The following is a 26788-nucleotide window of genomic DNA, read 5'->3' as shown; positions in this document are numbered from 1 at the left end:
GTACGTCATGGTGTCGGCAGCCGACCGCACGAAGCGCTCGGCGGTGACGAGCGTGTGGCTGGAGGGCAAGACCTCCCGGGGCCGCAAGGCCGAACAGCCGTCCGGACTCGACCGGGACAAGATCACCGCGGTGACGGTACGGCTGCTCGACGTGGAGGGGCTGGCGAAGTTCTCGATGCGCCGGCTCGCCGCGGAGATGGGCGTGACCGCGATGTCCGTCTACTGGTACGTCGACACCAAGGACGACCTGCTGGAACTGGCACTCGACTCGGTCTTCGGCGAGATGCGGCTGCCCGACCGGGTGCAGGAGCGCGCGGAGTGGCGCGACCAGCTCCGCGAACTCGCCGCCGCGTACCGGGCGTTGCTGATCGCCCACCCCTGGGTGTCCTCGCTCATCGGCACGTATCTGAACATCGGACCGCACTCGCTGGCCTTCTCGGGGACCGTGCAGAGGATCATCCGCAACACCGGGCTCCCTCTGAACTGGCAGGCGGCGGGAATGTCCGCCGTCTTCCAGTTCGTCTACGGCTACGGCACGGTCGAGGGGCAGTTCAGGAAGCGGTGTGCCGACGCCGGGATGACGATGGACGCCTTCTACGCGGACTCCATGGGGGCGACCCGAACGATGCCGGGGGTCGAGGAGCTGTTCCAGGAAGCGGAGCAGCTGATGGAGGCGCGGGGCGGGGACACGGTCGAGGAGATGCTCGACCGCGACTTCGACCACGGTCTGGAGCTGCTGATCGCCGGCATCGAGACGATGGTGGCCCGGGCGTAGCAGGTGCCTGCGCGGGCCGGCTCAGCCCTGCGGAGCCAGCCGCGCCGGGAATCCGCCCTTCGCCACGGGGCCCCATCGCACAGGCGTGATCCGGATGATGGACTTGCCCTGCTTGACCATCGCCTCGCGGTACTCCGCCCAGTCCGGGTGCTCCCCCGCGATGTTGCGGTAGTACTCGACGAGCGGTTCCACCGAGTCCGGTGTGTCGATGACCTCCGCCGTGCCGTCGACCTGGACCCAGGGCCCGTCCCAGTCGTCGCTCAGCACGATGATGCTCACCCGCTCGTCGCGCTGCGCGTTCCGCGTCTTCGCCCGCTCGGGGTAGGTCGAGACGACGATCCGGCCCGAGTCGTCGACGCCGCAGGTCAGCGGGGACCCCTGCGGGGAGCCGTCGGCGCGGCGCGTCAGCAGGATCGCCCGGTGGCGGGGCCGGACGAACTCCAGCAACTGCTCCAGGTCGACAGATGTGTTGCTCGCGATGTTCGGTGCCATACCCGCACCCTAGGGCAGCGGCTCGCCCCGGACCGCCTGGACGTCCAGCTCCACCTTCAGTGTCGTGCCGATGGCCGAGACCCCCGCCTGCACCACCTGGTTGTACGTCATCGCGAAGTCCTCGCGGTGCAGTTCCGCCGTCGCTCGGAAGGCCGCCCGCACCCCTCCCCACGGGTCTTTGCCCGTCCCCAGATACGTCAGCGACAGGTCGACGTCCCGCTCGACACCACGCATCGAGAGCGAGCCGTGCACCGTCCAGCGGTCCGGACCGGCCGCCGTCAGACCGTGGCCGCGGTACGTGATCCGCGGGAAGCGCTCCACGTCCAGGAAGTCCGGTGACCTGAGGTGCTTGTCCCGCAGGCCGTTGCCCGTGTCGATGGACGCGGCCTCGATCACCGCGTCCACGCGCGAGCGGGACACGTCCGCCGCGACCTCGATCCGGCCGGCGAAGTCCGTGAACCGGCCGTGCACGCTGGAGATCCCCAGATGCCGGGCGACCGCGCCGACCGACGAGTGCGCCGGGTCCAGCGACCAGATGCCCGGCGTCGGCAGTCCGGCCCCGCCCGCGCGGTCGAGCACCACGGTGCCGATGTCGGCCCGGCCGCTCGCGGTGACGAGCGCGGTGGAGGCGTGCGGGGCGTGTCCGACGGCCGTCACGATCGCCGTGTACGGGCCGGGCGGCAGCGTGGTGTCCGTGCGCACGGCGCCGTCCGGGTCCGCCTCCTCCCGCAGCACCTGCGCGCCCGCACCGTCGGTCAGGGTCACGACCGCGTGCCGGACGGCCCAGCCGTCCCGGGTCCGTACCTGTGCGCGAAGCCCCATGTCTCTCCTTGGGTGGGTCGCCGGGGCGGCGGGCCGTCCCCTGCCCGCCGCCCCGGCCCCGGGCGCGCCTCCGCTGGAAACGGCGCCCGGGGGTCGGGTCACTCGCCGGGGTGGGCGAGTTCGATGTCGTGGCCGTCGATCCCGCGTCCGGCCACGGTGAGCGCGTCCGCCACCGGCGGGTAGCCGGTCGCGATGACCGTGTACGCGCCCGCGTCCAGGTCGGCGAAGGCGTACGCCCCGTCCTCGCCGGTCGTCGCGTTGGCGACGACGTTGCCCGCGGCGTCGATCAGCGTCACCCGTGCGTCGGTCAGCGGCCTCCGTGCGGACCCGGCCCGTACGGTGCCCTGGACCACCGCACCCGCCTGCAGGGCCGCCTCGATCCGGGTCACGCCCTGGCCGCCGATCGCCACGGGGAGGGCCAGCGGCCGGAAGCCCGCCGCTGTCACGGCGACGGTCACCGCGCCCGGGACCAGTTCGGCGAAGGCGAAGCCGCCGTCCGCCGCGGACTTGCCGTTGGCCAGCACGTCGCCGCGTACATCGGTGACGATGACCATGGCGCCCTCCACCGGGGCACGGTCGTCGGCGGCGATCACGACGCCCGCCAGCCCGCTCGTGCCGGCGAGCGCGATGTCGTACGCCAGCGGCCCGTCCCCGACGACCACGGTGGACGCCTGAGGCTGGAAGCCGTCGGCGGAGGCGATCAGGACGTACGAGCCGGCTTCCGGCGCGTCCAGCGCGTACGAGCCGTCCTCCTGGGCCACGGACCGGCCCAACTGCCGTCCGCCCAGCGAGATCAGGGTGACCGCGGCCTGCCCGACGGGGAGGCCGTCCGCGCCGCGCACGACGCCGCGCACGGCGGTGGCCGGGGTGTTCGCGGTGACGGCGGTGGCCTCGGTCACCGCAGCCGCAGGCTCGTCCGCCGCCGTGACACCGCTCTTCAGCGCCACCTCCTTGATGAACAGCGTCACCAGGAACGCCAGCAGGGCGAACGGCGCCGCGTAGAGGAAGACATCGGCGACACCGTGCCCGTACGCGCTCTCCACGACGGTACGGACCGGGGCGGGCAGCGTGTCCAGGTCGGGGATGCCTCCGCCGCCCGTACCGCCGTGGCCCAGCGCCGCACCGCGCGGACCGAGTGCGGCGAAGCCCTCCTCGACGTAGCGGGTGACGCGGGTGGCGAGGACGGCGCCGAGCGCCGAGACGCCGACCGCACCGCCCAGGGACCGGAAGAAGGTCACGACGGACGAGGCCGCGCCGAGGTCCTGCGGGGCCACCTGGTTCTGGGTGGCCAGCACCAGGTTCTGCATCATCATGCCGATGCCGAGGCCCATGACGGCCATGAAGACCGCGATGCGCCAGTACTCGGTGTCGTAGCGGATCATGCCCAGCAGCCCGAGGCCACCGGTCACCAGCACACCGCCGCTGACCAGCCACGCCTTCCACCTGCCGGTTTTGGTGATGATCAGGCCGCTGGCCGTCGACGAGACGAAGAGGCCGGCGATCATCGGGATGGTCAAGACGCCCGACATCGTCGGCGACTCGCCGCGGGCCAGCTGGAAGTACTGGCTGAAGAAGACCGTGCCGGCGAACATCGCGACACCGACGAAGAGCGACGCGAGCGAGGCGAGCGTGATGGTGCGGTTGCGGAAGAGGCGCAGCGGGATGATCGGCTCGCTCGCCCTGGACTCGACGATCAGGAAGATCACGCCGAGGGCGACCGCGCCGCCGGTCATGGCGTACGTCTGCCAGGACAGCCATGCGAACTTGTCGCCCCCGAAGGTCACCCAGAGCAGCAGCAGCGAGACGGCGGCGCTGATGAAGAGCGCACCCGCCCAGTCGACCTTCACATGCCGCTTCACGACGACCGGGAGCTTCAGGGTCTTCTGGAGCACGAGGAGCGCGAGGAGCGCGAACGGTACGCCGACGTAGAAGCACCAGCGCCAGCCCAGCCATTCGGTGTCGGTGATGACCCCGCCGAGCAGCGGACCGCCGACTGTTGCGACGGCGAACGTCGCGCCGAGGTAGCCGCTGTACCGGCCGCGCTCCCGCGGCGCGATCATCGCGGCCATGATGACCTGCGCGAGGGCGGTGAGACCGCCGACGCCGATGCCCTGGACGACGCGGCAGGCGATCAGCATGCCGGTGTTCTGGGAGAGGCCGGCGACGACCGAGCCCGCCACATAGATGAGCAGGGCTATCTGGACGAGCAGCTTCTTGGAGAAGAGGTCGGCGAGCTTTCCCCACAGCGGCGTGGTCGCGGTCATCGACAGCAGGGCCGCCGTGACCACCCAGGTGTAGGCCGACTGGCCGCCGTCGAGGTCGGTGATGATCTCCGGCAGGGCGTTGGAGACGATCGTCGAGGACAGGATGGCGACGAACATGCCGAGCAGCAGCCCGGACAGCGCCTCCATGATCTGCCGGTGTGTCATCGGGGCGCCGTTGTCGTCACGCGTCCTGGCGTGGCCGCCCCGCACACCGGTCGGTGTGGTCGTAGCCATGTACTTCCTTGTCTGTTACGTGTGCGTGTGGGCGGTCCGGCAGTCCCCGAACGAGGTGCGGAGGCGGGCCAGCAGCGCATTCAGCCGTCCGACGTCGTCGTCGGACCAGTCCTTGAGGTGATGGGCGAGCATGTCCGCGGCGCGCCGGCCGAGGTCGTCGAGCATCTCCTCGCCCGCGGGGGTGAGCCGCAGGATGCGGGAGCGGCGGTCGCCCGGGTCGGGCGAGCGCTCGATCCAGCCGCGGTCCGCGACGTGCGCCACGTGCCGGCTGGTGACGGACATGTCGACGGCGAGCAGCTCGGCGAGCCGGCTCATCCGCATCTCTCCGTACCGGTCGAGGAGCCAGAGCACGGCGGCGGATCCGGCGGGGCACTCGACCGGGAGCAGACGTCCGATGCCGCGTTTGACGGCGCCCATTCCGCTGATGTGCCGGGCCAGCTCTTCGTACTGGCTCCGATCGGCCATGGGTCCCCCCAGATCTTGTTGCTTAGGGCAACCATAGAAATGTTGGTTGCTGAAGGCAAACGAAAACGGGCCTCAGGGAGTAAAGGAACCCAAAAGGCTTTGCATGTGCGAGGTCATGGTGCGGACATGTTGGGGGTATGTCGCGAGGGCGGTGGGCCGGGGGTTGGGGGAGGTCACCCGGGTTCGCTAGGGTCCTGCCCCATGGCACACAACCCCCAAGCCCCCCAGGGTCCCGAGGGCAATTACGACCCCGCGGGCAACACCCAGATGTTCCGCGCCTTCGTCGACGAGGGTGCGCAGCAGCACGGCGGCCGCGCGGCCGCGCCCGCGCCGGCGGCCGGTCCGCGGGTCGGACTGATCCTCGGCGTCGTCGCCGTCATCGCGATCCTCGGCGCGGTCGCCTGGCTCGCGCTCGGCTGACACCACCTCTTCGGTACACGGGTACGCGGCACGTTCCGCAGCCGCCCGGCACTCGGCTAGTACTCGGTGCGCACGTCCTGCGTCTCGATGTGCATGCCGAGCGGCACACGCCAGGACTCGACGCACACGGTGTACGTCCGGGTCTTCGCCGCGCCCGCGGAGATCGGCGTGGGCAGCGGCTGGGCCGACTCGACGGTCGCCCAGTCGATGCCGAGGGCGCCGATGATGTGCGTCTCGAACGTGACGCTGCCGGACCGCACGGGCGAGCCCCCGGTGTTCCGGAACTCCAGCGTCACTTCCTCGCACCAGCGCCGCTCCGTGATGTCCCGCACGAGGTCCACGACGCTCAGCACGGCGGGCCCGGGCGGTGTCGCCGGAGGCGTGGTGCCGGGTGCGGTGGTGTTCGGCGGGGTCGTCCCCGGGGTGGTCGGTGCCGGTGCGCCACCCGTGCCGGTGGACGGCGGGGTGGGCGGCCCGGTGCGCCCGGGTGCCGTGGGCGTGCCCGCGTCGGTGCCCGGTCCCGCCGTGCCCGTACCCGCGCCCGTTCCTGTATCCGTACCTGTTCCCGTACCCGTACCTGCGTCGGTGCCGGCGCCCGACGGGCCACCGGCAGAGGATGTCCCCGCGGGTGGTGTCGTTCCGTCCAGGGGATGCATCTCGACCTCGCCCGACGGCGCCACCGCATCGGCCGGCCCCTCCTCGGGCCCGGCCCCCGCGGCCCCGACGGCCACATAACCGCGGCCGTCGCCGCCACCTCCGCAGGCGGCGAGCACCCCACCGAGGCAGAGCGCGACCCCCGCAAGTCCGTATCCGACCTGTCGACGTCGCATCGCGCCAGTCTGTCTGACGGCTCGTCAATAAGGAAGCCGTCGGCGGAGACCGGCGCGGGGCGGGTGTACTTTCCTTTTCCCCGTCCTCGCCCCGTACCGAAGCAGGCCCCGCCGCCGGACCTCGCGCCTCACCCACCGACGTGGCTGGATGGGGGGACCTCGCCCCGGGCCCGTTCCCCTGCGCCCCGGCGGGCGCTGGGGGCTCGATCCGAGCTGTCCGAGCGGTCGGGTTCCTCTTCGAGCCCGTCCTCCGTCTGAGCACGGACACCCGGGCCCGCCGGAGGTATCGGGGTGCCCGGGCCCACCCGGCGGTACCGGGGGCCCGGCGCACATGCCCGGTGGGCGCGTCAGTCCGCGATCAGGCCCTCGCGCAGCTGCGCCAGCGTGCGGGTCAGCAGGCGCGAGACGTGCATCTGGGAGATGCCGACCTCCTCGCCGATCTGCGACTGCGTCATGTTCGCGAAGAAGCGCAGCATGATGATCTGGCGCTCCCGCGGCGGGAGTTTGGCCAGCAGCGGCTTGAGCGACTCGCGGTACTCGACGCCCTCCAGCGCGCTGTCCTCGTAGCCCAGACGGTCCGCCAGGGAGCCCTCGCCGCCGTCGTCCTCGGGGGACGGGGAGTCGAGGGACGAGGCCGTGTACGCGTTGCCGACGGCGAGGCCGTCGACGACGTCCTCCTCCGACACACCGAGCACCGCCGCGAGTTCGGGCACCGTCGGGGAGCGGTCGAGCTTCTGGGCCAGCTCGTCGCTCGCCTTCGTGAGGGCGAGTCGCAGCTCCTGCAGCCGGCGCGGTACCCGCACCGACCAACTCGTGTCGCGGAAGAAGCGCTTGATCTCGCCGACGACGGTCGGCATCGCGAACGTCGGGAATTCCACGCCCCGTTCGCAGTCGAACCGGTCGATCGCCTTGATCAGCCCGATCGTGCCGACCTGGACGATGTCCTCCATCGGCTCGTTGCGGCTGCGGAAGCGCGCCGCCGCGTACCGCACGAGCGGCAGATTGAGCTCGATGAGGGTGTCGCGTACGTACGTACGCTCCGGGCTGTCCTGGTCCAGAGCGGCCAGCCGCAGGAAGAGGGAGCGGGAGAGTGTGCGGGTGTCGATGGCTTCCGGGGCCGCCGACGCTTCCGGGGCTGCCGGCGCCGCCGGGGCCGGCAGCGGCACGGGCTCCGGAAGGACGTCGGGCGAGGGAGCGCTCGATTCGCGCGTGAGCACCTTTGAGCTGCCCTGTTCTGCGGACATGCCACCCCCTGGAGGTCGCGGACGGTCGCGTGGGCCGCGACCATCGGAGGAACGCAGCCTCCACCTGAATACCGGAGGTGGGGCCGCGGCAAACGCGGTTCCCGCAGAATGTCACATGTCGGCAACACGCTGTAGTGACATGTCGACAACGGAGCGTCAGATCAGCGCAGGAAAAAGGGGGTCTGCGCCTTTTGTGCGCTGCGGAATGGGCTGAAAGGGGTCTACCCGTTTCGGTTACGCCTCGATCCTGTTTGCGGATCTCAATCGCGCGAAGCTCCGGGCGAGGAGCCTTGACACATGCATCTGGGAAACCCCCAGTTCCGCGCTGATCTGGGACTGCGTCAGATTGCTGTAGTACCGGAGAAGCAGGATCCGCTGCTCGCGTTCGGGCAGTTGTACGAGCAGATGGCGCACGAGATCGCGGTGCTCGACCCCGGCCAGCGCCGGGTCCTCGTAACCGAGCCGGTCCAGCAGTCCGGGCAGCCCGTCGCCCTCCTGCGCGGCCTCCAGCGAGGTGGCGTGGTACGACCGTCCCGCCTCGATGCAGGCGAGGACCTCGTCCTCGGAGATCTTCAGCCGCTCGGCGATCTCGGCGGTCGTCGGGGAGCGTCCGTGTGCCGTGGTCAGGTCCTCGGTCGCGCCGTTGACCTGCACCCAGAGTTCGTGCAGACGGCGCGGCACGTGAACGGTCCGTACGTTGTCCCGGAAGTACCGCTTGATCTCGCCGACGACGGTGGGCATCGCGAAGGTGGGGAACTGGACCCCGCGGTCGGGGTCGAACCGGTCGATCGCGTTGATCAGGCCGATCGTGCCGACCTGGACCACGTCCTCCATCGGCTCGTTGCGGCTGCGGAAGCGGGCGGCGGCGTACCGCACGAGCGGCAGATTGGCCTCGATCAGCGCCGCACGCACCCGTGTGTGCTCGGTGGTGCCCGGCTCCAGGTCCTTCAGCTGGGCGAACAGGACCTGGGTGAGCGCCCTGGTGTCCGCGCCCCGGCTCTGGGGTCTGGCGGCCGGGACCTCGCTCTCGTTCTGGGGTGGCACTTGAGGCGCAGTACTGGCCGGCACGGTCACGCCACCCCTTCACGGTTCGAACAGCGGATCGATCTCGGTCAACTCATCCGTCAAAAGCGGTCATAGCATCACAAGACATGTCCACTGTGTGCAAGCACCGTATAACTCCGTGTTGAGGGCAAGTTGGGGCACCAGTAACAAGGCCCCCCACCGATTCGGCGGGGGGCCAGGGGGAGCCGGGGGCGGCAGGCGGCTCAGAACTCGTAGTCGGCGATCACCCACGTGGCGAACTCACGCCACTGACCGGTGGCCGCCTGATGGGCCGGGTGCTCGATGTAGCGCTTCAGGGCGTCCTCGTCCGCGACCGCCGAGTTGATCGCGAAGTCGTAGGCGATCGGCCGGTCGGTGATGTTCCAGGCGCACTCCCAGAACTTCAGTTCGGGGACGACCCCGCCGAGCTCCTGGAACGCCCGCACGCCGGCGACGACGCGGGGATCCTCGCGCCGGACGCCCTCGTTGAGCTTGAACAGGACCAGATGGCGGATCAAGGGAAGCTCCTCGTGTCGAGCTAGTTGACGAGCTCGGTCATGAACTCTCCGACGCCTTGAGCGGCGCTCGAAATGCCCTCGAACCCTACCTCGACCAGGTCGGCCGCGCGCTCGGGGGAGTTGATGATCGTGTACAGGACGAAGACGACGACTATGTAGAGGGCGATCTTCTTCGTTTGCACCATCGGTCCTGCCTCCCCTGCGGCCCCTGTGAAGTCGCGTGAGTCTAACTGAGCCTTTATGGACCAAGGACCCGGAGATCCGGGCCCTTTGCCCGGCCCGGTAACGGTGCCCACCGGCGCAGGATGGGAGATGAACCCGGAGGATCCGGCAGGAATCCGAAGGGTGAGGAACCGGCCCCCACTGCGGGGACCCGGGCCGCGTGCTTCCCCCGAGAGCGGCCCGGGTCCGGGCGGACGGTTCCCCTGGGGGGAGCGGCTTGTCCCCCCGATGCCGCTCCCCCCGAGCCTCCTCTCCCTCCTTCTCTCCTCGGAAGGCGGCAGAGGCGGGCGAACGGCAACCGCAACGCGGAAGGGCCCCGGTGTCGAACACCGGGGCCCTTCTGTGCGCGGTAGCGGAGGGATTTGAACCCTCGGTGACTTGCGCCACACTCGCTTTCGAGGCGAGCTCCTTCGGCCGCTCGGACACGCTACCGGGAGAGAGCTTAGCCCAAGGTGGGCCGTGGTCTGAAATCGATAGGGATCAGCGGTCCCGGAAGAACGCCGACAGTTGCTCCGAGCACTCCGCCTCGAGCACGCCGAGGATCACTTCGGGGCGGTGGTTGAGCCGCCGGTCCCGTACGAGATCCCACAGCGAGCCGGCCGCACCCGCCTTCTCGTCCCGCGCGCCGTAGACCACCCGGTCCACGCGGGACAGCACCAGCGCGCCCGCGCACATCGTGCACGGCTCCAGCGTCACGACGAGGGTGCAGCCGGTGAGCCGCCACTCCCCGCGCCGGGACGCGGCCCTCCGGAGCGCGAGCACCTCCGCGTGCGCGGTCGGGTCACCGGTCAGCTCGCGTTCGTTGTGGCCCGTGGCGAGGACCGCCCCGCCCGCGTCCAGGACGACGGCGCCGACCGGTACGTCACCGGCCTGCGCCGCCCGCGCCGCCTCCTTGAGGGCGAGACGCATGGGCGCCTCCCACGGAGCACGTACGGGGTCCCCGGCCGCCTCGGTCACTAGCGGACGGTCTCCAGCACCTCGGCGGCGCCCAGCGCGTCGGCGATCTCACCGAGCGCCTCCGTGCCGAGGGCCAGCAGCTCCTTCTCGGACATGCCCAGGTCCGCGAGGATCTCGCGGTCGCCGGCCGGCCCGGCCGGGACGAACTCCGCCGAGACCGACGTCTCCTCCTCTTCCTCCTCCTCGTCGTCCACGACGGCGGGCTCGCCGTCCTCCGTACCGTCGAGGTCCAGGGAGTCCAGGTCGGCGTCGTCGTCGTCCTGGTCACCGCCCAGCAGTTCGTTGGTGAGGATCTCCCCGTACGAGGAGCGGGCGGCCGCGGCCGCGTCCGAGACGTAGACACGAGGGTCGTCCTCGCCTTCCACGCGGACGAGGGCGAACCACGCGTCCTCCTGCTCGATGAAGACGAGCACCGTGTCCTCGTCCACCGAGGCTTCGTGGGCCAAGTCGGTCAGGTCCGACAAGGTCTCCACATCGTCGAGCTCTGTGTCGCTCGCTTCCCACCCGTCTTCGGTGCGCGCGAGCAGTGCGGCGAAGTACACCGTGACTCTCCCACTGATCAGAGTTGTGACGACCGGCGGTGCGCTTGGTGCCCCGCCCTTTCGGAATCGTGACAGAAACAACGGCCTTGCGAGAGGTCTTCCGGCGTTGCGTCGTGCACGCGTTCAGTCAAGTGCTCGCACAGGCGTGCACTCGGGCTCACCAGCGGAAGGCTCGCATCCGCATGGCTTGGCGCATCCTGGCCGCCCGAGCCCGCCGCGGCTGGACGCGGTCACGCAGCGCCTTGGCCTCGTTCAGCTCGCGCAGGAATTGGGCGCGCCGCCGACGTCGCTCGGCGTCGGCGTCCTGCTCTCGTTCCTGCTCCTGTTCCGTCCATGCCCGCGGGTCCGGCGGATCCCGCGGGTCCTGATGTTCCCGGTCCGGCATCGGCCACACCACCTCGGTGCTGGAAGGGGTACGTCCCACCTTCCCTCCGAAGCGCCCATTGATGCCAGGGGGTGGCGGCTCCCGGCTACTGTTGGGCCCATGCGGATCCACGTTGTCGACCACCCTCTGGTGGCGCACAAGCTCACCACCCTGCGCGACCAGCGCACCGACTCCCCCACCTTCCGGCGGCTCGCCGACGAGCTGGTGACCCTGCTCGCGTACGAGGCCACGCGGGACGTGCGCACCGAGCAGATCGACATCCAGACCCCGGTCGCGCGGACCACGGGCGTCAAGCTCTCCCGCCCGCGCCCCCTGGTGGTGCCGATCCTGCGGGCCGGGCTCGGCATGCTCGACGGCATGGTGCGGCTGCTGCCGACCGCCGAGGTGGGCTTCCTCGGGATGATCCGCAACGAGGAGACCCTCCAGGCGTCGACGTACGCGACGCGCATGCCCGAGGACCTCTCCGGCCGCCAGGTGTACGTCCTGGACCCGATGCTGGCCACCGGCGGCACGCTCGTGGCGGCGATCCAGGAGCTGATCAAGCGCGGTGCCGACGACGTGACCGCGGTCGTGCTGCTGGCGGCGCCCGAGGGCGTCGAGGTCATGGAGCGCGACCTGGCGGGCACGCCGGTGACGGTCGTCACGGCCTCGGTCGACGAGCGGCTCAACGAGCAGGGCTACATTGTCCCGGGCCTGGGCGACGCGGGCGACCGGATGTACGGCGCGGCGGAGTAGTCCCGCGCGATTGCGCCCGGCACCGCGCCGGCCGTGCGCGCCGCCGTACGCGGGAGTGCGCGGCCGACGGGCCGTGCCAGTGATCAGGAGCGGCTGCTCGGTGAGCAGCCGCTCCTGCACGTACGGGCCGCTCTCAGCAGGTCGTGGCCGGCTTCGGCGGGGTGGCCAGGGCAGCCAGCGCCTTGTCCGACGCCGGTTTGGCGGTGAGCGTCTTGAAGGCGGTGCCCAGGATCAGGTCGACGTCCGCGGTCTTGCGGGCGTCCGTCCTGAGCTGGGTGCCCGCGAGCTGTGTGGCGAGCACCCGGAACGATCCGTCGTTCGCCGTGGCGGCGCCCAGCAGTATCGCCGTGCCGGGGACCTTCTTGTCGTACGCCACCGGGGCGTTGCCCACCTTGCCGATGGCGAACCCGCGTTTGCGCAGCTCGTCGGCGGTGGCCTTGGCGAGTCCGCTGCGCGGGGTCGCGTTGTAGACGTTCACCGTGATCCGGGCCGGTTTCGGCGGGAGGGGCGCGGCGGAGACCGCCACCTGGGGTTTGCAGGACGCCGCGTCGGTGCCCGCCGTGGCCTTCTTCCCGCCGCCCGAGAACACATCGATGAGCTGCAGCGTCCCCCAGCCGCCGAGGCCGAGGACGGCCCCGGCGGCGACGACTGCGAGCACGATCCTGCGACGGCGTCGAGGGCGGCGCATGCGTGGATACGCGTTGCCCGTAATGCGGTACTTTCCGCCCATGCCTGGGGGAGTGAGCATGCTCATGGGCGCAGCGTAGTGCGGTCGCGCGGCTCTGCCTACTAAACGATCATCGCACTGAGCCCGTATGGGTCGGAAACTCCGCCCGTACGGGTCGGAAAACGCTTCGGAGGGCGCAGGGGAGCGATGCCCGCGAGGGTCGGCCGGCCGTCTGTCCGGTGGGGAGCCGGGTCAGCCGTCTGGAGGGGGACCGGGCGGGCCGACGCCAGGCTCTCAGTCCAGCTCCAGCACGCGGGCGTGCAGCACCTGGCGCTGCTGGAGCGCCGCGCGCACGGCGCGGTGCAGCCCGTCCTCGAGGTACAGATCGCCCTGCCACTTCACGACGTGCGCGAACAGATCGCCGTAGAACGTGGAGTCCTCGGCGAGCAGGGTCTCGAGGTCCAGCTGGCCCTTGGTGGTCACGAGCTGATCGAGGCGGACCGGGCGCGGCGCGACGTCAGCCCACTGCCGGGTGCTTTCCCGGCCGTGGTCGGGATACGGCCGGCCGTTGCCGATGCGCTTGAAGATCACACGGAAAGCCTACCGGGCAAGCGGCCGTCGGCGCAGCCAGGCGGCGCCGGTGCGATGCTGGTCAAAACCCCTCAAACCCGTAATAGGGGCCCTGTCATGAGCGAGCCCGAGCTGTCACCGACCGCCCCGCAGCCCGCCGGTTCGCCCCATCCGGGGGCGCTTCCCGCCGAGGCCGGGGAGATCGCGGCCGGTTACGCCGTCCCGGGGGCTGCGCTCGACCTGGGTGCGCTGCTCCGGCGGTGCGGACGTTCCCGGACTCGGCGTACGACCTGGAGGAGGTGCTCACCTCGCTGGGCATCGGCGAGGCGGTGGTCACCGTCCTGGGCGAGACGGGTGCGCCGACTCCGGTGGCCGTCACCCGGCTGAGGGCGCCGCAGTCGCTGATGGGGCCGATCGCTGCGGAGGCGATGGACCGGGCGGTGAAGTCGTCGGTGCTGTACGCGCGCTATGCACAGGCTGTGGACCGCGAGTCGGCGTACGAGCGGCTGACGGCCGAGCAGCAGGCTGCGGAGGAGGCGGCGCTGCGAGCGGCGCGGGAGGCGGAGTCGGCGAAAGGGGCGGCGAAGGAGTCGGCCCGCGGGGCCCGCGCTCCGCGTCATGACGAGTCCGTCGTCGGGCAGGTCATGGGCAGCGGTCTCGTCAAGTCCCTCGCGCGCTCGGTCGGCACGCAACTGGGCCGCGAGATCTCCCGCTCCCTCTTCGGCACGGCCCGCCGCCCGTAGGGCGCCCCCAGCCCTCACCGGGGCTCCGCCTCGGACCGCCTCCCCACGCCCTGGCGGGCGTGGGGAGGACCTCCACCTCGATCGCCGGAGGGCTCACAAGGAGCCCGTCCGGCGATCGAGGACGGACACGCGGGTCCGCTGGACGGTGCCGGGGCCGAGGGCCCGCCTCTCAAAAGGGCGGAGGGGTTACTCCGTGACCTCGTGGCCGTGGCCGTCGTGGAGACCGCCGCCGCTGCCCTCGTCGCCGTCCGTCGGGACGGTGGTGACCGGCTTGCGCAGCGAGCTCAGGTCCTGGGCGTAGGTGCCGACCGCGTTGGCGATGACGTCGATGTTGACGTCGAACGCCTTCATGCTGATGTTCTTGATGTCGTCGCACTTGGCGTGGTAGCACGCGTCGTACGCGACCCCGGCCGTGCCGCCGAACTTCTGTGCCTGCGCGGCGGTCTTGATGCCCTCCGCGCCGGTGAAGGTGCCGCCGGACGGGATGCCGACCTCGATGAACGGGCCGTAGTCGGACCGACCGGTGAAGTCCGTGCCCTCGTGCGGCGCGCCCACCTGGTCCATGAACTCGTTGATGTCGCGCTCGAGCTGAGCGGAGCCCGCCGGGCCCGCCGGCGCGCCGACACCGTCCGAGTCGTCGCCGTCGTACACGAACAGGCCGTAGTTCGGCGACGCGATCATGTCGAAGTTGAGGTAGAGCTTGATCTCCTTCTTGCCCAGCTCGCTGAGGTTCGCGACGTAGTGGTCCGAACCGAGCAGGCCGTTCTCCTCCGCGCCCCACCAGGCGAAGCGCACCTTGTTGGCGGGCCGCTTGTGGGACTCGGCGAGCTCCAGGGCGACTTCGAGCAGACCGGCGGAGCCGGAGCCGTTGTCGTTGATGCCGGGGCCGGCAACGACGGAGTCGAGGTGGGAGCCGAGCATCACCGTGTTGGCGGCATTGCCGTGCTTGGTCTCCGCGATGACGTTGCGGGTGGTCCGCTTCTCCTGGAGCTGGCGGATCTCGAAGTCGATGCTCACCGGCCCCTGCGCGAGGTCCGCGGCGAGCTTCTCGCCCTCGGCCAGCGTGATGCCGCCGGTCGGGATCTTGCCGGCCTCCGGGCCGCCGAGGGTGCCGGAGAGCACGCCCTCGGTGTTGTTGTAGATGACGGCGCCGAGCGCGCCCGCGGCCGCCGCGTTCTCCTGCTTGACGGCGAAGGTGCAGCCGCCGCGCTTGATCAGCGCGATCTTGCCGGTGAACGCCCCGGAGGCGAAGTCGCCGGGCTCACAGCCGGTGGTGCCGTCGGCGTCGACGGGCGCGGCGACCAGGTCCGCCTTCACACCGCCGACGGGCGTCGACTTGGTGTACGTCATCGCCGATATCGCGACGTCGCGCGGCGCGGGCGAGACCACCGACAGCCTCTCGGCCTTGGTCTCGGTGTAGAAGAACTCGAAGTCCTGGTACGAGACGTTGTACCCGGCCTTCTTCATCAGCTGGTACACGTACGCGGCGGACGCGTCGTGGCCGAGCGTGCCGGCGGCGCGGTTGCCTCCCGCGCTGTCGGCTATCTGCTGGAACTTCTGCAGGTGCTTGAAGGCGTCCTTGGCGGACGACTCGCGAACCAGCTTCTTGGAGAGCTTGGCCGCTTCCTTCGCCGCTTCCTTGGCAGGGTCGTGCCGGTGGGCGGTTGCGGGGGAGGCGGATGCCAGCAGGAGCGGAGTCGCGAGTGCGGCTGCGGCCAGGGTGGCCACGGCTCTGCGATGGGTTGCGGTCACAGAGGTCCTTCCCGGTGCGAACGAGGTTGAGGGGAAGTTAGCGATCTCTGAGAGCTCTGTGAACAGTTGTGCCGCAACTCACGTGATATTTAGCCGGATTGACATCAAGTTGTACGTCTTCGGGCGTAGACGTAGGTCATTTCGCAGCCTTTGCCGCCCGCTTCATCTCCTGCTTGTGCGCACGCACCTTGGCCAGCGACTCGGGGCCCGTGATGTCGGCCGCCGAACGGTACGAGCCCGCCTCGCCGTACGGTCCCGCCGCCTCCCGCCAGCCCTCGGGCGTGACACCGAACTGCTTGCCCAGCAGGGCCAGGAAGATCTGCGACTTCTGCTTGCCGAATCCGGGCAGCGCGTTCAGCCGCGCGAGCAGCTCCTTGCCCGTCTTCGCGTCCCGCCACAGGGCCGTCGCATCGCCGTCGTACTCGTCCACGAGGTACTGGCACAGCTGCTGGATCCGCTTCGCCATGGACCCCGGGTAGCGGTGCACGGCCGGCTTCTCGGACAGCAGCGCGACGAAGGCCTCCGGGTCGTGGGCGGCGATCTCGTGGGCGTCCAGATCGTCGGTGCCCAGGCGCCGGGCGATCGTGTACGGGCCGGAGAAGGCCCATTCCATGGGGACCTGTTGGTCCAGCAGCATGCCGGTCAGGGCGGCGAGCGGGCTGCGTCCGAGGAGTTCGTCGGCTTCGGGCTGCTGGGCGAGATGAATAGTGGGGCTCATGCCCCGATGATGACTCGGCCGCGGGCGCCACGCACGTCCCGTAGGTCAGCCGGGCTTGCGGGCCTCGATCAGGAAGCGTGCCGTGTGGGCGACGAACGGGCCCTCGGCCTCGATCCGGTCGTGGAGCTCCCGGAGGCGGTCGCGGTACTGGGCGACGGTGAAGCCCGGGACCATCCAGACCACTTTCCGCAGGAAGTAGATCACCGCGCCGATGTCGAAGAACTCGGTGCGCAGCGACTCCGACCGCAGGTCGGTGATTTCCAGGCCCGCCGCCTCGGCGGCCGCCCGTGCGTCGTCCGGGTGACGGCCGCGGCGTACCTCCTCCGGCTGCGGTCCCAGGAAGTACTCCACCAGTTCGAAGACGCTGGCGGGGCCGACCTGCTGGGAGAGATACGTGCCGCCCGTCCGCAGCACGCGGGCGATCTCGTCCCACCACACGGTCACCGGGTGGCGGCTGACGACCAGGTCGAAGGCCCCGTCGCCGAAGGGGAGCGGCGGCTCGTCGGTGTCGACGACGACGGCCACGCCCAGCGGGTGGAGCAGCCGGGTGGCCCTGGCGACGTTCGGTGGCCAGGACTCGGTGGCCACCATGAGCGGCGGCAGTTCCGGCGCTCCGGCGAGGACCTCCCCGCCGCCCGTCTGGATGTCGAGGGCGGCGGACGCCCGCGCCAGCCGCTCGCTCATCAGACGCTGGTAGCCCCAGGACGGGCGCTGCTCGGTGGCCCTGCCGTCGAGCCACGAGAAGTCCCAGCCGGCCACGGACACGGAGTCGGCCTCTGCGACGAGGTGGTCGAACGTGCGGGTCATGCTCCGATGGTCGCGCCCGGCCGAACCGTCCGCCACACATTTCCGGTGGGGGGTTCTCCGGGTTCTCCGGGTTCTCCGCGTTCCCCTGCGTTCCCCCCACCGGGTGTCCGTCCTCGGACGTAGCGGAGGCTAGTCCCGCCCGGCCGAAGGGCCCGTCCAGTCCGCGGCCACATGGCCGAGCCGTACCCGCTGCGGATGGTCGCCCACGGCGACGGACGCGACCTTCCGCCCGGTCGCGAAGTCGATCGCGGTGACCGTGTCGGAGCCGCTCTCGGAGATCACGCAGGACTTCCCGTCCCCGCTCACGGTCGCCCAGTACGGCTTCGACGCCGTGACGAGCGGACCCTCCTGGAGCGTCGCCCGGTCGACGACCGTGGCGTAGTCGTCCATCGTCCCGGCGATGCAGAGCTTGTCGCCCTTCGGACTCATCGACATGCCGTGGTGGCGCGAGTCGTTGACCCAGGTCGTCCGGTCCTCGCTCGTGGCCGGGTTCTTCGGGAGCGTCTTCTGGCGGGTGATCCGGTCGGTGGCGATGTCGTACTCGAGGAAGCCGTTGAAGAACGACACCTGGAAGTAGAGCTTCGACTCGTCGGGCGTGAACGCCACCGGCCGTACCGCGTCGGACAGGTCCTTGCGGCCGAAGGCGTCCAGCCGCTCCCGCATGTCGATCACCTTCACGGTCCGGTACGTGTTCGCGTCCACGACCGTGATCTTCCGGTCGCCCTTGGTCCAGTCGAGGAGCGGATCGTCCAGCGCGGTGTTGACCTCGCCGATGGCCGAGTTCCAGATGTGCCTGCCGTCGGCCGTGAAGACGTTCTCGTGCGGCTTGTCGCCGGTCTTGAACGAGCCGGTCTGGTGACCTGTGGCGATGTCCAGCACATGCACGGTGTTGGAGGTGGACGCGGACACGGCGACCCGCTTGCCGTCCGGGGAGACGGCCATGTGGTCGGAGCGGTAACCGGACACGGGGAAGCGCCAGTTGACCTTGTTGGTCGCGACGTCGATCGAGACGACGTCGGCGAAGCTCGGGCGGGAGACGACGACGGCCGACCCGTCGGGCGTCGAGTACATGTCGTCCACGTACTGGTCGTGGCCCTCGCCCACGGTCATCCGTATTCCGAGGAAGTAGGCGAGCTTCACGGGGTTGAGGTGGATCTCCAGCAGCCGTTCGTCCTTGTCGGGGACGACGTTCACCCGGCCGATCTTCGTGAGGGCTCCGGACGATTCGAGTACGTCGGCGGTTCCTTCCCAGTTGTTGCCGACGAACAGCACTTCCCGGAGCCCGTCCGGGTTCGTGGCCGACGCCGCCGGGGCGGCGGACGTGACGGTGACCGCGAGAGCGGCGGCCACGGCGGTGATGGCAGGCGAGAGTGCGGTCTTCACGGCGCGCTCCTGAGGGTGTGGGGCAGGAGGGAGGCAGGAACTTACTGCGCGGTAAGGTAATGGCGGGTCGGATGAATGGCCATAGTCCGTTCCCGACTTCCGTTCCCGACTTCCTCGGGCCCCGTGTTCAGGGGTTCAGCCGGGCGGCCCGCATCCGGAGGTAGCGGGTCTCCGGGACGCTGAGCGTGTGCTGGGCCGCCCGCTGGTACGCGGCCCGCGCGCCCTCCCGGTCCCCGGCCTTCTCCAGCAGATGGGCCCGTACGGCGTCGAGCCGGTGGTGTCCCGCCAACCGGTCCTCCAGCTTCGCCACTTCGGCGAGCCCTGACTCCGGCCCGTCCACCATGGCCACGGCCACCGCCCGTCCCAGCTCGGCCATGGGCTCCGGAGCGCGGTGCACGAGCACGTCGTACAGAGCGCGGATCTGCGGCCAGTCGGTGTCCTCCGCACGCGCCGCCTCGTCGTGGAGCGCCGCGATCGCCGCCTGCAACTGATAGGCGCCCGCAGGACCTTGGGCCAGGGCCTCCTCCACCAGCGCCGTGCCCTCGGCGATCGCGTCCCGGTTCCACAGCGCCCGGTCCTGCTCGTCGAGGGGGATCAGCTCCCCGTGCGGGCCGGTGCGGGCGGCACTGCGCGCCTCGGTGAGGAGCATGAGGGCCAGGAGCCCGGTGACCGGGCCCTCGTGCGGCAGCAGCCTGCGTACGGCACGGGTCAGCCGGATCGCCTCCTGGGCCAGGTCGGCACGGTGCAGGGCGGCGCCGGATGAGGCCGTGTAGCCCTCGTTGAAGATCAGGTAGAGGACCTGGAGGACCGCCGCGAGCCGCTGGTCGCGGTCCTCGGGCCCCGGCCGGCGGAAAGGCACGCCCTTGATCTTCGCCTTGGCCCGGCTGACGCGCTGGGCCGTCGTCGCCTCGGGCAGCAGCAGCGCTCGCGCGATCTCCGCGGTCGTCAGACCGCCGACGGCCCGCAGGGTGAGCGCGATCTGCGCGGCGGGCGTCAGGTCGGGATGACAGCAGAGGAACAGCAGCGTGAGGGTGTCGTCCTCGGACGGTGCCCGGCCCTCACCGGGCGGCCGGGCGATGAAGGCGTCCGAGGGTGCCAGCTGCGCCGCCGTCTCCTCGCGGCGGCGCCGCGCCTCGTCGCTGCGCAGCTGGTCGGTGAGGCGGCGCGAGGCCACCTTGATCAGCCAGCCGCGCGGATTGTCCGGCACACCCGCATCGGGCCACTGCTGCGCGGCGGCGAGCAGCGCCTCCTGTACGGCGTCCTCGGCCGGGCCGAAGTGTCCGTACCGGCGTACGAGCGCGCCGAGGACCTGCGGCGCGTGCAGGCGCAGCAGGTCCTCGATGCCGTTCGCGCGCGTCACGGGCGCAGGTCGCCTCCGCTTCCGTCGATCGGGCGGATGACCACCGGGTAGTCGGGCGTGCCCTCGGGCTGGGGGCACTGCACGATGCGCGCCGCGATCTCCGTGACCCGGTCGAGGCTCTCGCAGTCCAGCACCCAGTAGCCGCAGAGGAGTTCCTTCGTCTCGCCGTACGGCCCGTCCGAGATCACCGGCCGGCCGTCCTCGCCCGCGCTCACGAAGCGGGTCTGCGCGGGCTCGACCAGGCCTTGCCCGTCCACGAGCTCACCGGACTCGGCCAGGTCGTTGTTGATGGCCTCCATGAAGGAGAACATCGCCTGCAGGTCCTTCTCGCTCCAGGCGGGGCTGTGCTCGGAGCCCTTGCCGCGCATGGCCTCGTAGTCCGCCTGGCTCGCCTGGACCATCACCAGATACTTCATGGTTTCGCTCCCTCGGGTGCGGGGCCGCCCCCTGTGGGCAACTCTCACAGGGGACGTCGGAGCGGACGACGGTTTCTCGACACGGCGCGGGAAGTTTTTCTGCCCTCGATGTCAGGAGGTGCTGCGCGACGCCTCCTCCCGCAGGCGCAGCACCTCGTAGAGGACGCTGTTGACGGGCGTCGCCGTCCCCGTCCGCTCGCCGATGCGCACGACGGCACCGGTGAGAGCCTCCAGCTCGGAGGGCAGCCCGGCGGCGAGGTCGCGGTGCAGCGATGTCGTGCCGGCGGCGGGCTGCCGGTCGAGGAACGCCATCGCCGTCGGGACGACATCGTCCGGCAGTCTGACGTCCATCGCCCGCGCCACCTGGCGGATCTCGGTCATCGCGGCCACGAGCAGCTGCCGCGTACCCGGCCTGGTGCGCAGAGGCCCGAACGGGGCGTCCGTCACGGCGCCGAGGCCGCCGGGCGGCACGACGAACAGGAACTTGGCCCAGAGCTCGGCCCAGATGTCCTCGGAGACGACGGCCGTCACGCCGTCGGCCGCGTCGAGCGCGGCCTGCAGCCGTGCGACCCGGTCCGTCGGCCGGTTGTCCCACTCCGCGAAGGCCAGCAGGCCGGGTCCGCCGAGATGGCGCACGCGACCGGGTCCGTCGAGATGGGCGATGATCTTCGCCGTACCCGGCAGGACCGCGTCCCGGCCGATGGCCTGCGCGACCTCGGCGGGCGCCTCGACACCGTTCTGGAGCGTGACGACGGCGGTGCCGGTTCCCAGGAGCGGGGGCAGCGCGTCGATGACGGCCGCCAGCTGCCACGTCTTCACACACAGCAGGACGTAGTCCACCTCGCCGATCTCCGCGGTGGCGTCCGTCGCCCGGGCCGACGGCACCGTGAAGTCGCCTGCCACGCTCTTCACGGCGAGCCCGTCGCGGCGGAGCGCTTCGAGGTGGGCGCCGCGGGCGACGAAGGCGACGTCGTGTCCGGCGAGCGCGAGGCGGCCACCGAAGTAGCCGCCGACGCCGCCTGTGCCGATGACCGCGATTCTCAGAGGGCTCGTGGAGCCTGTGGAGCTCGTGGGACCCGTGGGGCTCGTGGAGTTCATGGCGCCACCTTCAGCAGGAGCTTGCCGGTCGAGGTGCGTCCGCCCATCAGGGCGTGCGCCGCGGCCGCCTCCTCCAGTGGGAACTCCGCGGTGACCGGCAGCTCCACGACGCCGTCCGTGACGGTGCGGAAGGCGCGTTCGGCGAGGGCCCGCAGTGCCTCGGGGGCCGTCTGCGCGAGCGAGAGAATGGAGAACCCCGCGACCGTGCGCCCGGATCCGTAGAGCTCGGCGGGACCGATGTGCCAGGGCTCCGCTCCACTCGCGTTGCCGTACGAGACGAGCCGCCCGAAGGCGGCGAGTGCGTCCAGACCGCGGCGGAGGGTGTCGCCGCCCACCGGGTCGAGCAGCAGGTCGACACCGCGGCCGCCGGTGGCGCGGCGGACCTCGTCCGGGAAGGAGTCGCCGGTGAACACCTCGTCGTAGCCGTGCTTCAGGGCGTGCCCGGCCTTCGCGGCAGAGGACACCACGCCGTACACCGCCCGCGCGCCGGCCGCCCGTGCCAGCTGCCCGGCCGCCGTGCCGATGCCGCCCGCCGCGCCGTGCACCAGCACGGTCTCGCCGGAGCGCAGGCGTCCCACCTCGTGCAGCAGGGCGTGCGCGGTCGGCAGCACGGTGGGCAGTGTGGCGGCGGTCCGCAGGTCGACCCCTTCGGGCAGCGGGAACACGGTGGCGGCCGGTACGGCCACGACCTCGGCGTACGCGCCCGCGGCGGTGAGCGCGGCGACCTCCTGCCCCGGGCGCAGGCCCGTCACGCCCGTGCCGACGGCCCGGATCCGGCCCGAGACCTCCAGACCGGGGACGTAGGGCAGGGCCTCCACCCGGTAGCCCTCGGCCCGTGCCTTGAGGTCGGCGAAGTTCACGCCCGCGTACGCGACGTCGACGGTGACCTGGCGGGGTCCCGGATCGGGTGCGTCGGTCGTCACGACCGTCAGCACCTCGGGACCGCCGTACTCATGGATCTCGACCGCACGCACAGAAACACACGCCCCTCGAAGAGTGTTCAATGGAAGTCGAACACTCGAAGTGTATGATTTTCATCGAACACTCGGCAAGGGGAGGAGCGAGCACGCCATGAGCGACGCGACGACGGCGAGCGGCGGACACCGCGCCGCACCCGTGCACACGCATCCCGACGAGGTCCCCGTCCTGGCCGCCCTCTCGGCGCTCGCCGACCCCGTACGCATCCAGCTCGTCCGCGAGCTCGAGGGCTCCGCCGACTGGGCGCGCACCTGCGGCAGTTTCGACGTACCGGTCGGCAAGGCGGCGCTCAGCCACCATTTCTCGGTCCTGCGCGCTGCCGGCCTGGTCGAACAGCGCGACGAGGGGCCCAAGCGCGTCAACCGCCTGCGCCGCGAGGAGTTCGACGCACGTTTCCCGGGGCTGCTGGCCCTGGTCCTGCGCACGGACGAGGACCACCGCCGGGAGGCCGGACCCGGCGCTCCCGACGGCGGCTGAACAGCTAGGGCACCTGCGGGTCGAGCACCGGGATCAGCTGCTCCTCCTCGTAGAGCAGATGGCTCTCCAGCTCCTCCGTGAGCCGCTCGACCTCGGCGCGGACCCGTACGGCGTCGGCCCCTTCGGCCGACACGACCTTCCGCAGGTCCTCGACGAGCTCGGCGATCCGCACGTGCTCGTCGCGCAGCCGGTCCAGGACCGGGGCGAGCTCAGGATGACGCTCGGCGAGGAACGGGAACATCCCGATGTCCTCGCCGGTGTGGTGGTTGTGCACTCCGGCGCAGACGGTCAGGCAGTTCACGCGGAGCTGGGCGCCGATTCCCGGTCCGGTCCCGGACCCGGAACCGGCGATCTCCTCGCGGATCAGCGCCAGCTCCCGCCGGAACCCGTCGTGCACGGCCTTGACGGCCGCGCCGAACGACGCCGCGGCGATGTTCGGCGGACCGGGAATCTCCTGGAGGGCGACCACGGGGATCACCCGCTCCGCCCTGGCCTCGTACTCGGCCCACCCGGGGTCGGCCTCGACCGCGCGGGCGAAGGCGCGCTCGCGCTCGGCGCCCTCCAGGACGACGGCCTCGGCCTCGTACGTGAACACTCCGGCCTCGACCGTGACGCGGGGATCGGCCACCAGGTTGTGGAACCAGTCCGGATGCCTCGGCGCGCCACCGGCCGAGGCGATGACCAGGACGCGCTCGCCTCCGTCGGGCAGATAGCCCACGGGAGTGGTGTGGCGGGCGCCGGATCGCGCTCCGGTGGTGGTGAGCAGGAGCAGCCGGCCGCCCTCGAAGGGGCCGCCGACGCGTCCGCCGTTGGCACGGAACTCGTCGATGATCTGCTGGTTGAATGCGTTGGGCATGCGCTGCTTTCTTCTCGGGGTCGAACGGAAACGGAGAAGAAAGAAGAACGGCGGGCCTCTCGCCCGCCCTGCGCTCACGCCAGGGCCGGGTACCCCACTCGCTCGTGGCCCATGGCCGACCCGGCAGTCACGGCGTCAACCGTAAGGTGTCAACGGCCGCCGGGCAACGCCGTATCGGGACTCCCGCCGACGACCGCCGCACCCTGCACCCGGTGACCCCGGTGACCCCGGTGACCCCGGTGCAGCCGGTGGAGCCCGTTCCCGCCCCACCGCCACGTGATCTTCACGCCGGTCGCGGAGAGCAGGCTGCGCGGCACGACGCTGCCGCGGTCGTTCATGGCGGCCGCGGGGCTCTCGGTGCCGGGCGTGGGCCCCGACCGCATGCGGTCGGGGCCCACGCGTCTGCCCTGCGCCGAGTGACGGCCTGGCGCTGTGCTCGATGTCGGGCTGCTGAGCGGGCTGCCTATCGAGCTGCGCCGAAGTCCTGGGTCCAGTAGTCGTTGGGCTGCGCCAGGCCGACGCCGATCTCCTTGAACGCGCAGTTCAGGATGTTCTTCTTGTGGCCGGGGCTGGTCATCCAGGCCTGCATGACGCTCTCGGGGGTGGAGTAGCCGTAGGCGACGTTCTCGCCGTAGGTGCTCCAGTTGTAACCGGCGCGGGTGATCCGGTCGCCCGGGTTCGAACCGTCGGAGCCCGTGTGGGACATGTTCCGGTGGGCCGCCATGTCCTTGCTGTGGTCCTGCGCGGCCTTCGTCAGCGTGGCGTTCAGCTTCACCGGCGAGCAACCGGCCTTGCTGCGCTCGCTGTTGACGAGCTGGACGACGCGGGCCACGGCGCCGGACGCGGGGGCGGCAGGCGCGGCGGGCTTGGCCGGGGCGGTGGTGGCCGGAGCAGCGGGCTTGGCCGGGGCGCCGGGCTTCGAGGTGCTCGGCGGCGCGGTGGGCTTCGGCGTGGCCGGCGCGGGCTGCTCCGCCCCGCCCCACTCGTTGCCCTGCTTCTGCTTCCAGTCACGGTCGCCGCCCGACCACCGCTCATCGGCGGACGCGTTCTTCCACTGTCCCCAGGACCTGCCGTCCTGGCTCTCCTGTCCCCAGGACCTGCCGTCCTGGCCCTCCTGCGGATCCATGCAGGCCATGGCGACGGAGGGCACACCCACTGCGCCCAAGGTGACGGCGGCGATGGCTATCTTCCGGTAGTGCGTCTTCCTGCGGTGCTTCCTCATGCATGACCTCACTCGGTGATCGCGGAGCGCCCCCGGTGCGGCCGCCTCTGTCCAGACACTGCACCTGAGCGGCGGGGACGCCTTTGCGGGCGCCATTCTTAGAAGCACTCCGAGGGCAGGGCAATGAGCCTCGGTACTACGCGTGCTCGTAGCGGTGCAGGGCCCTTGAAAAGGGGACACAGGCGTGCTGACCGGGCTTCCGGGACTTCCGGGGAATCTGTCGTCTCGTCAGAAGCGCCTGTTTGCCGAAGAAACGAGCGAGGACGCCGGACGGCCCGAGCGCCCTCGAACCCCGCACGACATATGTCAACGTCAAGACGGACAAATCTCACTATGTCGCCAGGGCGCTATCTACTATTCGGCAGCCTTAGTGCCCGAAGCGGAAGTGACGGATGTCACGGAACCATTGGTTCCGGTCTGCGCATCGGGCACCGTCCGCCGGCCCGTTCCGGGCGGCGCGGGGGCCGCCCGGAACGGTGTCGCGACAGGTCGGGTGCGGTGACCGGGCGGCGGCTCAGGCGCCGAGCCGGTCGAGGATCCTGCCGAGCTGCTCGACCTCGGCCGACTGGTTCTCGACGACGGCGGCGGCGAGCTTCCTGGCGGTGGCGTTGCGGCCGTTCCGCTGCTCGTCCTCGGCCATCTCGATCGCCCCGTTGTGGTGGGCGATCATCAGCTGCGCGAACGTGCGGTCGAAGTCGGCGCCGGTCAGGTCCCTGAGCGCGGCCATGTCCTGCTCGGACATCATTCCGGCCGTGCCGCCGGAACCGTCGTGGCCCGCTGCGTGGTCCATGCCGGACGACTCGGGCCTGCCCCACCCCTTCAGCCAGGACTTCATCGTCCGGATCTCCGGGTCCTGGGCCCTCTCGATCAGCCCGGCGAGCGTCCTGATCTCCGCGTCCGCGGCGCGGCCGTCCGCGAGCTCCGCCATCTCCAGGGCCTGCTCGTGGTGGGGGATCATCTGCTGCGCGAACGTCACGTCCGCGTCGTTGAAGGCGCCCGGCGCCGGGTTCCCGCCGGCGGAGGGGGTGGAGGTGGCCGGATTCGTGTCGCCGCCCGTGCCGTGACCGTTGCTGTCACTGCCACTGCCGCTGTCGCCGCCGCAGGCCGCGAGCAGCAGGCCGGCCGCGGCGACAGCGCCCACCAGAGCGATCCGGCGGCGGATGGGGAGGAGGGCGCTAAGGGGGCGGCGCAGGGCGCGCGGGGAGAAGGTCATGGCGAAACGCCTCGTCTCTGTGTCTGTCGATGCTCCGGATGTGTGGGCCGTACGCGGGTGTGCGCAGGCGGCCCGAAGCCGCCCGACGCGCAGGCGCGTCGGCCTAGATCCGCAGCAGGGACAGTTGAGCGAGGTCGGGTGGTCGCGGCGGCGCGTTCGACCGTGGCACACCGGCGAGTCGGGCACGTACGGCTGCCAACCACTCCGTCAGGCGGGCCGATCCCGCACGCAGCAGTGCCCCCGCCGCCCAGGCGGTGAGCAGGACAGCGACGCACAGCGAGGCCATGTCCATGGCGGTGGCCGGGTCGGGTGCCGCCTTGTCGCCGTCGCTGTCGGCTTCGGAGCTGCCAGGGCCGGGGCCGGATTCGGGGCCGGGGCCGGCCGCATCCGGGGCAACTGCGACCCCGACGAGAGCGCTGTGGGAGGCGTGGGCGTCCGTGCCGGACTCCTCGTCCGGATGGCCGAGGGTGTGCATCACGAAGACGCCCAGGGCGAGCACGACAACCAGCAGCAGATGGCCGATGGCTCCTGCCGCCCGTCCGTGCCTGCTCGCGGTCACTCCCGTACCTCCCCCGGGAG

At 71.1% G+C, this 26788-nt stretch carries 31 protein-coding genes, 1 tRNA gene and 1 pseudogene; 6 read left to right on the top strand and 27 right to left on the bottom strand.

Annotated elements, in window-relative coordinates:
• The first annotated feature begins 7 nt into the window (after positions 1–7).
• Entirely contained in the window at positions 8–775 is a 768-nt protein-coding gene (locus tag ACWCP0_RS25340; RefSeq protein ID WP_451081075.1) for a TetR/AcrR family transcriptional regulator, read from the top strand.
• Positions 776–796: 21 nt separating this feature from the next.
• On the opposite strand, the gene ACWCP0_RS25335 is transcribed toward ACWCP0_RS25340, so the two are convergent.
• The 4 genes from ACWCP0_RS25335 to ACWCP0_RS25320 form a co-directional block, all read right to left on the bottom strand.
• Complete coding sequence (locus ACWCP0_RS25335; RefSeq protein WP_451081074.1) at positions 797–1267, bottom strand: PPOX class F420-dependent oxidoreductase; 471 nt, start codon at positions 1265–1267, stop codon at positions 797–799.
• 9 nt (positions 1268–1276) lie between these two features.
• Positions 1277–2089 carry a YceI family protein gene (locus ACWCP0_RS25330; protein ID WP_451081073.1) on the bottom strand — a complete coding sequence of 271 codons (813 nt, stop codon included), beginning with the start codon at positions 2087–2089 and terminating at the stop codon, positions 1277–1279.
• Between the two features lie 98 nt (positions 2090–2187).
• Entirely contained in the window at positions 2188–4587 is a 2400-nt protein-coding gene (locus tag ACWCP0_RS25325) for an MFS transporter (RefSeq protein ID WP_451081072.1), read from the bottom strand.
• A 15-nt stretch (positions 4588–4602) separates the two neighbouring features.
• Entirely contained in the window at positions 4603–5052 is a 450-nt protein-coding gene (locus tag ACWCP0_RS25320; protein WP_451081071.1) for a MarR family winged helix-turn-helix transcriptional regulator, read from the bottom strand.
• 201 nt (positions 5053–5253) lie between these two features.
• On the opposite strand from ACWCP0_RS25320, the gene ACWCP0_RS25315 reads away from it, so the two are divergent.
• Positions 5254–5472: a hypothetical protein gene (locus ACWCP0_RS25315; protein WP_351231102.1), complete on the top strand. Its 219-nt coding sequence runs from the start codon at positions 5254–5256 to the stop codon at positions 5470–5472.
• Positions 5473–5528: 56 nt separating this feature from the next.
• Here the strand turns inward: ACWCP0_RS25315 and ACWCP0_RS25310 are convergent, their stop codons facing one another.
• The 9 genes from ACWCP0_RS25310 to ACWCP0_RS25270 form a co-directional block, all read right to left on the bottom strand.
• Positions 5529–6302, bottom strand: coding sequence for a hypothetical protein (locus tag ACWCP0_RS25310; protein WP_451081070.1), 774 nt, complete (start codon positions 6300–6302; stop codon positions 5529–5531).
• A 347-nt stretch (positions 6303–6649) separates the two neighbouring features.
• Positions 6650–7546, bottom strand: coding sequence for an RNA polymerase sigma factor SigF (locus ACWCP0_RS25305; protein ID WP_451081069.1), 897 nt, complete (start codon positions 7544–7546; stop codon positions 6650–6652).
• A gap of 234 nt (positions 7547–7780) precedes the next feature.
• Positions 7781–8614 carry an RNA polymerase sigma factor SigF gene (locus ACWCP0_RS25300; protein ID WP_351231108.1) on the bottom strand — a complete coding sequence of 278 codons (834 nt, stop codon included), beginning with the start codon at positions 8612–8614 and terminating at the stop codon, positions 7781–7783.
• Positions 8615–8814: 200 nt separating this feature from the next.
• A complete protein-coding gene (locus ACWCP0_RS25295) occupies positions 8815–9108 on the bottom strand; it encodes a Dabb family protein (RefSeq protein WP_451081068.1) in 294 nt (97 codons plus the stop codon).
• 20 nt (positions 9109–9128) lie between these two features.
• Positions 9129–9293, bottom strand: coding sequence for a hypothetical protein (locus tag ACWCP0_RS25290; protein WP_451081067.1), 165 nt, complete (start codon positions 9291–9293; stop codon positions 9129–9131).
• A gap of 384 nt (positions 9294–9677) precedes the next feature.
• Positions 9678–9762, bottom strand: a tRNA-Ser gene (locus ACWCP0_RS25285).
• A 48-nt stretch (positions 9763–9810) separates the two neighbouring features.
• The gene (tadA, locus tag ACWCP0_RS25280) at positions 9811–10239 is read right to left on the bottom strand and encodes a tRNA adenosine(34) deaminase TadA (RefSeq protein WP_451081066.1); all 429 of its coding nucleotides are present in this window, start codon (positions 10237–10239) and stop codon (positions 9811–9813) included.
• A 47-nt stretch (positions 10240–10286) separates the two neighbouring features.
• Positions 10287–10829, bottom strand: coding sequence for a tRNA adenosine deaminase-associated protein (locus tag ACWCP0_RS25275; protein ID WP_451081065.1), 543 nt, complete (start codon positions 10827–10829; stop codon positions 10287–10289).
• Positions 10830–10986: 157 nt separating this feature from the next.
• Complete coding sequence (locus ACWCP0_RS25270) at positions 10987–11214, bottom strand: hypothetical protein (RefSeq protein ID WP_451081099.1); 228 nt, start codon at positions 11212–11214, stop codon at positions 10987–10989.
• Between the two features lie 99 nt (positions 11215–11313).
• On the opposite strand from ACWCP0_RS25270, the gene upp reads away from it, so the two are divergent.
• Positions 11314–11949: a uracil phosphoribosyltransferase gene (upp, locus tag ACWCP0_RS25265; RefSeq protein WP_351231118.1), complete on the top strand. Its 636-nt coding sequence runs from the start codon at positions 11314–11316 to the stop codon at positions 11947–11949.
• Positions 11950–12082: 133 nt separating this feature from the next.
• Here the strand turns inward: upp and ACWCP0_RS25260 are convergent, their stop codons facing one another.
• Both ACWCP0_RS25260 and ACWCP0_RS25255 read right to left on the bottom strand, forming a co-directional pair.
• The gene (locus ACWCP0_RS25260; protein WP_451081064.1) at positions 12083–12703 is read right to left on the bottom strand and encodes a LytR C-terminal domain-containing protein; all 621 of its coding nucleotides are present in this window, start codon (positions 12701–12703) and stop codon (positions 12083–12085) included.
• A 207-nt stretch (positions 12704–12910) separates the two neighbouring features.
• The gene (locus ACWCP0_RS25255; protein WP_003999914.1) at positions 12911–13207 is read right to left on the bottom strand and encodes a type II toxin-antitoxin system VapB family antitoxin; all 297 of its coding nucleotides are present in this window, start codon (positions 13205–13207) and stop codon (positions 12911–12913) included.
• A gap of 239 nt (positions 13208–13446) precedes the next feature.
• Between ACWCP0_RS25255 and ACWCP0_RS25250 the strand changes: the two are divergent.
• Positions 13447–13929 (top strand): annotated as a pseudogene (locus ACWCP0_RS25250) (helicase HerA-like domain-containing protein); the annotation flags it as partial.
• Positions 13930–14115: 186 nt separating this feature from the next.
• On the opposite strand, the gene ACWCP0_RS25245 reads toward ACWCP0_RS25250, so the two are convergent.
• The 8 genes from ACWCP0_RS25245 to ACWCP0_RS25210 all read right to left on the bottom strand — a co-directional run bounded on the left by ACWCP0_RS25245 (position 14116) and on the right by ACWCP0_RS25210 (position 22437).
• A complete protein-coding gene (locus tag ACWCP0_RS25245) occupies positions 14116–15657 on the bottom strand; it encodes a M28 family metallopeptidase (RefSeq protein ID WP_451081098.1) in 1542 nt (513 codons plus the stop codon).
• A gap of 160 nt (positions 15658–15817) precedes the next feature.
• Complete coding sequence (locus ACWCP0_RS25240) at positions 15818–16399, bottom strand: HhH-GPD-type base excision DNA repair protein (protein ID WP_451081063.1); 582 nt, start codon at positions 16397–16399, stop codon at positions 15818–15820.
• A gap of 45 nt (positions 16400–16444) precedes the next feature.
• Positions 16445–17206 carry a class I SAM-dependent methyltransferase gene (locus ACWCP0_RS25235; RefSeq protein WP_451081062.1) on the bottom strand — a complete coding sequence of 254 codons (762 nt, stop codon included), beginning with the start codon at positions 17204–17206 and terminating at the stop codon, positions 16445–16447.
• 129 nt (positions 17207–17335) lie between these two features.
• Complete coding sequence (locus ACWCP0_RS25230) at positions 17336–18589, bottom strand: YncE family protein (RefSeq protein ID WP_451081061.1); 1254 nt, start codon at positions 18587–18589, stop codon at positions 17336–17338.
• A gap of 127 nt (positions 18590–18716) precedes the next feature.
• Entirely contained in the window at positions 18717–19949 is a 1233-nt protein-coding gene (locus ACWCP0_RS25225) for an RNA polymerase sigma factor (RefSeq protein WP_451081060.1), read from the bottom strand.
• Complete coding sequence (locus ACWCP0_RS25220; RefSeq protein ID WP_451081059.1) at positions 19946–20365, bottom strand: YciI family protein; 420 nt, start codon at positions 20363–20365, stop codon at positions 19946–19948. Before ACWCP0_RS25220 ends, ACWCP0_RS25225 begins: the two co-directional genes overlap by 4 nt.
• 111 nt (positions 20366–20476) lie before the next feature.
• Positions 20477–21463 (bottom strand): 2-dehydropantoate 2-reductase, encoded by a 987-nt coding sequence (locus tag ACWCP0_RS25215; protein ID WP_451081058.1) that lies wholly within the window; start codon positions 21461–21463, stop codon positions 20477–20479.
• Positions 21460–22437, bottom strand: a complete 978-nt coding sequence (locus tag ACWCP0_RS25210) for a quinone oxidoreductase family protein (protein ID WP_451081057.1) — start codon at positions 22435–22437, stop codon at positions 21460–21462. Before ACWCP0_RS25210 ends, ACWCP0_RS25215 begins: the two co-directional genes overlap by 4 nt.
• A gap of 97 nt (positions 22438–22534) precedes the next feature.
• Between ACWCP0_RS25210 and ACWCP0_RS25205 the strand changes: the two genes are divergently transcribed.
• Complete coding sequence (locus tag ACWCP0_RS25205; RefSeq protein WP_451081056.1) at positions 22535–22918, top strand: ArsR/SmtB family transcription factor; 384 nt, start codon at positions 22535–22537, stop codon at positions 22916–22918.
• Positions 22919–22922: 4 nt separating this feature from the next.
• Here ACWCP0_RS25205 and ACWCP0_RS25200 read toward each other — a convergent pair whose 3' ends face one another.
• Positions 22923–23774, bottom strand: coding sequence for a nitroreductase/quinone reductase family protein (locus ACWCP0_RS25200; protein ID WP_451081055.1), 852 nt, complete (start codon positions 23772–23774; stop codon positions 22923–22925).
• 276 nt (positions 23775–24050) lie between these two features.
• Here ACWCP0_RS25200 and ACWCP0_RS25195 point away from each other — a divergent pair, with 276 nt between their 5' ends.
• Positions 24051–24194 (top strand): hypothetical protein, encoded by a 144-nt coding sequence (locus ACWCP0_RS25195; protein WP_451081054.1) that lies wholly within the window; start codon positions 24051–24053, stop codon positions 24192–24194.
• A gap of 43 nt (positions 24195–24237) precedes the next feature.
• On the opposite strand, the gene ACWCP0_RS25190 is transcribed toward ACWCP0_RS25195, so the two are convergent.
• The 3 genes from ACWCP0_RS25190 to ACWCP0_RS25180 all read right to left on the bottom strand — a co-directional run bounded on the left by ACWCP0_RS25190 (position 24238) and on the right by ACWCP0_RS25180 (position 26768).
• On the bottom strand, positions 24238–24996 hold the full coding sequence (locus ACWCP0_RS25190; RefSeq protein ID WP_451081053.1) for a CAP domain-containing protein: 759 nt from the start codon (positions 24994–24996) through the stop codon (positions 24238–24240).
• A gap of 514 nt (positions 24997–25510) precedes the next feature.
• Entirely contained in the window at positions 25511–26209 is a 699-nt protein-coding gene (locus tag ACWCP0_RS25185; protein WP_451081052.1) for a DUF305 domain-containing protein, read from the bottom strand.
• 103 nt (positions 26210–26312) lie between these two features.
• A complete protein-coding gene (locus ACWCP0_RS25180) occupies positions 26313–26768 on the bottom strand; it encodes a DUF6153 family protein (protein ID WP_451081051.1) in 456 nt (151 codons plus the stop codon).
• Positions 26769–26788: the final 20 nt, after the last annotated feature.

Source organism: Streptomyces sp. NPDC001970 (assembly GCF_053594115.1).
This window is presented reverse-complemented; position numbering and strand designations above follow the sequence as displayed.